The organism is Sulfurimonas sp., from assembly GCF_027056685.1.
In the GTDB taxonomy this organism is placed as follows: domain Bacteria; phylum Campylobacterota; class Campylobacteria; order Campylobacterales; family Sulfurimonadaceae; genus Sulfurimonas.
This window is the reverse complement of the sequence record NZ_JALUKE010000059.1, coordinates 1-5,058: the sequence shown is the minus strand read 5'-3', so window position 1 is coordinate 5,058 and position 5,058 is coordinate 1. Positions and strand designations below refer to the sequence as shown.

Sequence of the window (5,058 nt, the reverse complement as noted above, 5' to 3'; positions counted from 1 at the left end):
GAAAGAGCCCTCTACAAAAAATTGGATTATTCTCGGTGTTTTGCTGGGACTTGCGGGACTCAGTAAATATACAGCAGTGCTTTTTATTATTCCTATTATTCTCTATTTTTTAATAAAAAAAGAGTTTAAACTCTTTTACTCACCCAAACTTTTACTCACTATACTCATTGCGCTTGTCCTTATCTCTCCAGTTCTTTATTGGAATATCCAACATGACTGGATTAGTTTTAGCTACCAAAGCTCTCATGTTGTTGGGAGCAAACATATCCATTGGGGTGGTTTTTTTAAATCTCTTGCAACACAATTTGGAGCATATAATCCTCTACTCGTTCCTTTAGCTTTTTATGGACTATACAAATCATTTTTTAGCAAAAATGACACCATTTTTCTTTCTGGACTGTTTGGTTTAACACTTATCTCATTTTTCACCTATGCTTCACTCTACAAGACTGCCCTACCTCACTGGTCAGCACTTTTTTATCTACTTTTTATTCCATTAGGCACTTACTATATCTTTGATATTTCTAAAAAATATGTCAAATACGCCATTATTTTTGGACTTTTCATTAGTCTACTCGCCTATGCAGAACTTGTATTCAAATTCATTCCTCAACCAAATTATCAATCAATTCATAGAGATATTTATGGTTGGAATAAAATTATGAAGCGTGCAAATGCAGTGATAACTAATGATAAAAAAGAGGCACTAGCTGTTACAAACTGGACACTTGCCTCTCGTGCTATGTTTTACAATCACAAATACCCTTCAAAAGTTTATCTCCTTGACAAGAGAAAAGATCAATTTGACTTTTGGGAAGATAAGCACAAAAAAGGAAAAGATATGATAATCATCAACACACACTTTTTCCATAAAGATATAGCTTCAACTATGAAATGTGACAAAGTCTACCCGATAGAGAGCTTTGACATCAATATTTCAAACCATAAAGTCAATACTATTCATTTAGTAATGTGTAAAAATTTTCAAGGGCTTAAATGAGATTAACTAAAAAACTGTTTTTTACAGTACTCATTATTGTGCTTCCTCTCGTAGTTATTAGTTACAATTTTTTTGATAAACCTGTTGCTGATTACTTCTACCTGCATCGAGAAATATTTCACCATTTTGGAAAACTTTTAAGTCTTACAGGAGAGTCACAATGGTATATTGGGGCTGGTCTTTTAGGATTTTTATTTTTTAAATATGTTAAGAATAATGAGCTTTATAAAAATAGATTTCTCTTTCTTTTTTACGCAAATGTTTTTTCAGGTCTTGTAAGCATCCTGCTCAAATGGATATTTTCAAGAGTACGCCCAAAAGGATTGCACTATTCTCCCGAGGAGTATGGGTTTTTACTCTTTCAACACTATGACAAAGGGTTTTTTGCACAGTTAAAATACCATTATATTACAATGTTTCACCATCCAAGCACTTATGCTTCCTTTCCATCAGGGCATACTGTTACAATTGCTGCCACATTTACAGTTATGTATCTACTCTTTCCCCGTTATTTGTACCTTTGGATAATTTTAGGAATCTCTTTTGCAAGTGGAAGAATTTTAGCAGGTGACCATTTTATTAGCGATATAATGGCAGGAACTGTTGTCGGCATACTTGCAACTCTTTTTATTTACGATAAGATGCGTAATAAATTGAAAAAATAAATGTTACAATGTCACAAGAATAAACTATAAATCAACAGAGGAATAGATAAATGAAAAAAAACAATATAAGTATAGTAATTTTAGCTGCTGGAAAAGGCAGTCGTATGAAATCAAACAAGGCAAAAGTTCTTCACTCCATAAGTGGAAAGCCTATGCTTTATCACATCATCAAAGAGTCATTAAAGATTTCTGATGACATCTCCATCGTTGTGGCACATCAAAAAGAGGCTGTTATGAAAGAGATCAGCAGTTACTTTGACAACATCAACTTTGTAGTACAAGATGCCGATGAGTTTCCAGGAACTGGTGGTGCTATGATGAATGTAAAACCAAAAAACGACAAAGTTTTAGTACTCAATGGTGATATGCCACTCATTACAGCGGAGGCACTTCATGGATTTTTAGAGATACAAGCTGATGTAATTATGAGTATATTTGATCTTGAAAATCCAGACGGATACGGCAGGGTTATTATTAGAAATGACCGTGTTGAGTATATAGTTGAGCAAAAAGATGCCGATGAAGCAGAGCTCAATACAACAACTGTAAACGCAGGTATATATGCTTTTTCAAAAGTAATTTTAGAGAGATACATTCCAGAACTAAGCAATGACAATGCCCAAAAAGAGTACTACCTTACAGATGTTGTAGCTATGGTAAAAGAGGAAGAGGGAACTGTTGTACCAATTCTTGTTGATGAAGAGCATTTTAAGGGTGTAAATTCTAAAAAAGATTTAGCTGATTCAGAAGTTATTATGCAAAGACGCATTAGAAACAGATGGATGCAAGCAGGTGTAACAATGCAACTTCCAGAGACTATATATATCGAGGAAGGTGTTTCATTTGAAGGAGAGTGTATAGTTGAAAATGGATGCCGTATTACAGGTAATTCTCATATCATTAACTCACATATAAAATCAGGTAGTATTGTAGAAGATAGCATTATGAAAAACTCAGATTGTGGTCCTATGGCACATCTTCGTCCACTCTCAAATATAGAAGATACACACATCGGTAACTTTGTAGAAGTAAAAAAATCGACACTTAAAGGCGTAAAAGCAGGACATCTAAGCTATTTAGGTGATGCAGAGATAGATGAGGGAACAAATATAGGTGCAGGAACTATTACCTGCAATTATGATGGCATTAAAAAGTACAAAACCATCATTGGTAAAAATGTCTTCATTGGTTCTGACTCACAACTTGTAGCACCTCTCACCATCGAAAATGATGTAATGATAGCAGCAGGCACTACAGTAACAAGTGGCACAGTTGAGAAAGGCTCACTGGCTCTTAGCCGAACAAAACTCAAAACTATTAAAAACTTCTACTACAAATTTTTTGGTAAAAAGTAGATTTCACTTTCCCTTTAAAGTGTGCACATGCTGCACTTCTTTAGAAGAAGAAATCTCTTGTTGCACAGAGGGATGACCCTCTTGCAAAAAAAATCTCCATACAACATAGTAAATAATTAGCATAACAACAATAAAAATCGAGACTGTTTTTGCTCCAAACATCTCGTTTTTTTGTGGATCAAATATCAAAAGACTACGCGTCCATCACTTTTTCAAGAGCTTTTTCATAACTTGCCATATCAAGTCCAAACTCTTCTATTGTGTCCTTTGCCGTAGCAATCGATTCATCAGTTATCTCACCATTTGGCATAACAGTTTCACGAACAGCTTTTAACTCTGCTGCCATTCTCTGCTCATCAGGTGTTGCACCTTCTGGATCATCGCTATAACGGATAATATGTACTATTTCAGGGTCAAGATTCCATCTATGAAAAAGTGTTGCTGTAACATCAGTCGTTTGTGCACCACAGGCAGTTTTTTCAGCATTGGAAATGTCTTCACCTGCTAAAAGTGCTTTTTCTATAATGTCAGCTTTATCATCTTCAAGTAGTGTTTTAGAAATAATTACACGTCCTAAATCTACTAAAAATGCTGCAGGAGCTAAAAGAGAAAGGTTTTGTCCTTCAGTTCTACGAAGCCAATTTACAACTAAAGAGAGCTGTTTGTCACAGGCAGTTGCGAACTGCTCTTTTGTCATACCATATGGTGAGAGATTTATCTCAAAATCATTAGAAACACTTCCTAATGCAAATGTTCTAATAGTATCCTTTCCTAGAAGAGAAACAGCTTGCTTAAGATCAGTGATTTGATGTTTCAGACCATACGCCGGAGAGTTCACTAAACGCAATATATTTGCTGTAAGAATCGGATCTTTTTCTATTGCCTTTTGCATATCATCAAGTGTAGAATCTGAATTATTATAAACACGCTCAACTTCCTGTACTGATTCTGGAAGCGGTGGAATATTGTCAATATTTGCTAAAAGAGTTTTTGTCATATTTATTACCTTTGTTTATGTTGCATTAATTTTAGTGCATAGATATAAAATTTAATATTTATAGTTCCAATTATTGAGACAACCTTACAAATATGTTTACTCTAGTAACAATTTTTGTAAAGGCTAAGAATTTTTTGATAAAATACAAACAGATAAACGAGGGAGCTACTATGAATATACCGGCAGATTTGATTAAAAACAAAAAGATTCTCCTTGGCGTGACAGGTTCCATTGCCATTTACAAATCTCTTGAACTTTTACGATATTTCGTAAAAGCAGGTGCAGAAGTAAAAGTTGTAATGACTCCTGCTGCAAAAAAATTCATAACCCCTCTTACATTTGAGACACTCTCATCAAACAGCGTGCTTGATGATACCAATGAGTCTTGGGCAAATGAACATAACCACATTAAAATCAGCGAATGGGCAGATATTATGGTCATTGCTCCAGCATCTGCAAATACCATTGCAAAACTTGCAAATGCAATAGCAGACAACATTTTACTCCAATCTGCCCTTGCCTTTAGCGGTATGAAAATACTAGCACCATCGGCAAATACAAATATGCTCCAAAATCCTATTACTCAGGCAAACCTTAAAATGCTTGGCATTGCCAATTACACAATACTAGAGACACAAACAAAAGAGCTCGCTTGTAAGACCATAGGCGATGGAGCGATGGCAGAGGCTCTAAATATCTTCTACCAAACAAGTAGAGAACTCCTAAAAGAAGAATACTGGACAGATAGACGAGTTATCATTACAGGGGGAGGAACGGTAGAAAAAATAGATGAAGTGCGCTATATTTCAAACTTTTCAAGTGGAAAAATGGCGTCAGCTCTCGCTACTGCACTCTACTTAAAAGGTGCAGATGTAAACCTTATTGCTACAAGGTTTGATGAAAATTTACCTGAGAATATGCACAAAATTGATGTTGCAAGCACAGCAGAGATGCTGGAGTATCTCACCGATTCCGTACGCATTGCAAAAAAAGGAAAACTCTCAAAAGCAACACTTGTACGAGATGAGCATATACATATTA

General features: G+C 35.2%; 5 protein-coding genes. 4 read left to right on the top strand and 1 reads right to left on the bottom strand.

Going from position 1 to position 5,058, the window contains the following annotated elements; all coding sequences use genetic code 11:
- The 3 genes from MVY38_RS02335 to glmU form a co-directional block, all read left to right on the top strand.
- Positions 1-1,000: glycosyltransferase family 39 protein (locus tag MVY38_RS02335; RefSeq protein ID WP_297483163.1), on the top strand; the 1,000-nt coding region annotated here is incomplete at its 5' end.
- Positions 997-1,665: a phosphatase PAP2 family protein gene (locus tag MVY38_RS02330; RefSeq protein WP_297483160.1), complete on the top strand. Its 669-nt coding sequence runs from the start codon at positions 997-999 to the stop codon at positions 1,663-1,665. The genes MVY38_RS02335 and MVY38_RS02330, both read left to right, overlap by 4 nt.
- A gap of 50 nt (positions 1,666-1,715) precedes the next feature.
- A complete protein-coding gene (glmU, locus tag MVY38_RS02325; protein ID WP_297483158.1) occupies positions 1,716-3,020 on the top strand; it encodes a bifunctional UDP-N-acetylglucosamine diphosphorylase/glucosamine-1-phosphate N-acetyltransferase GlmU in 1,305 nt (434 codons plus the stop codon).
- Between the two features lie 193 nt (positions 3,021-3,213).
- Here the strand turns inward: glmU and MVY38_RS02320 are convergent, their stop codons facing one another.
- Positions 3,214-4,017: an HDOD domain-containing protein gene (locus tag MVY38_RS02320; RefSeq protein ID WP_297483156.1), complete on the bottom strand. Its 804-nt coding sequence runs from the start codon at positions 4,015-4,017 to the stop codon at positions 3,214-3,216.
- 170 nt (positions 4,018-4,187) lie between these two features.
- Here MVY38_RS02320 and coaBC point away from each other — a divergent pair.
- Positions 4,188-5,058: bifunctional phosphopantothenoylcysteine decarboxylase/phosphopantothenate--cysteine ligase CoaBC (coaBC, locus tag MVY38_RS02315; protein WP_297483153.1), on the top strand; the 871-nt coding region annotated here is incomplete at its 3' end.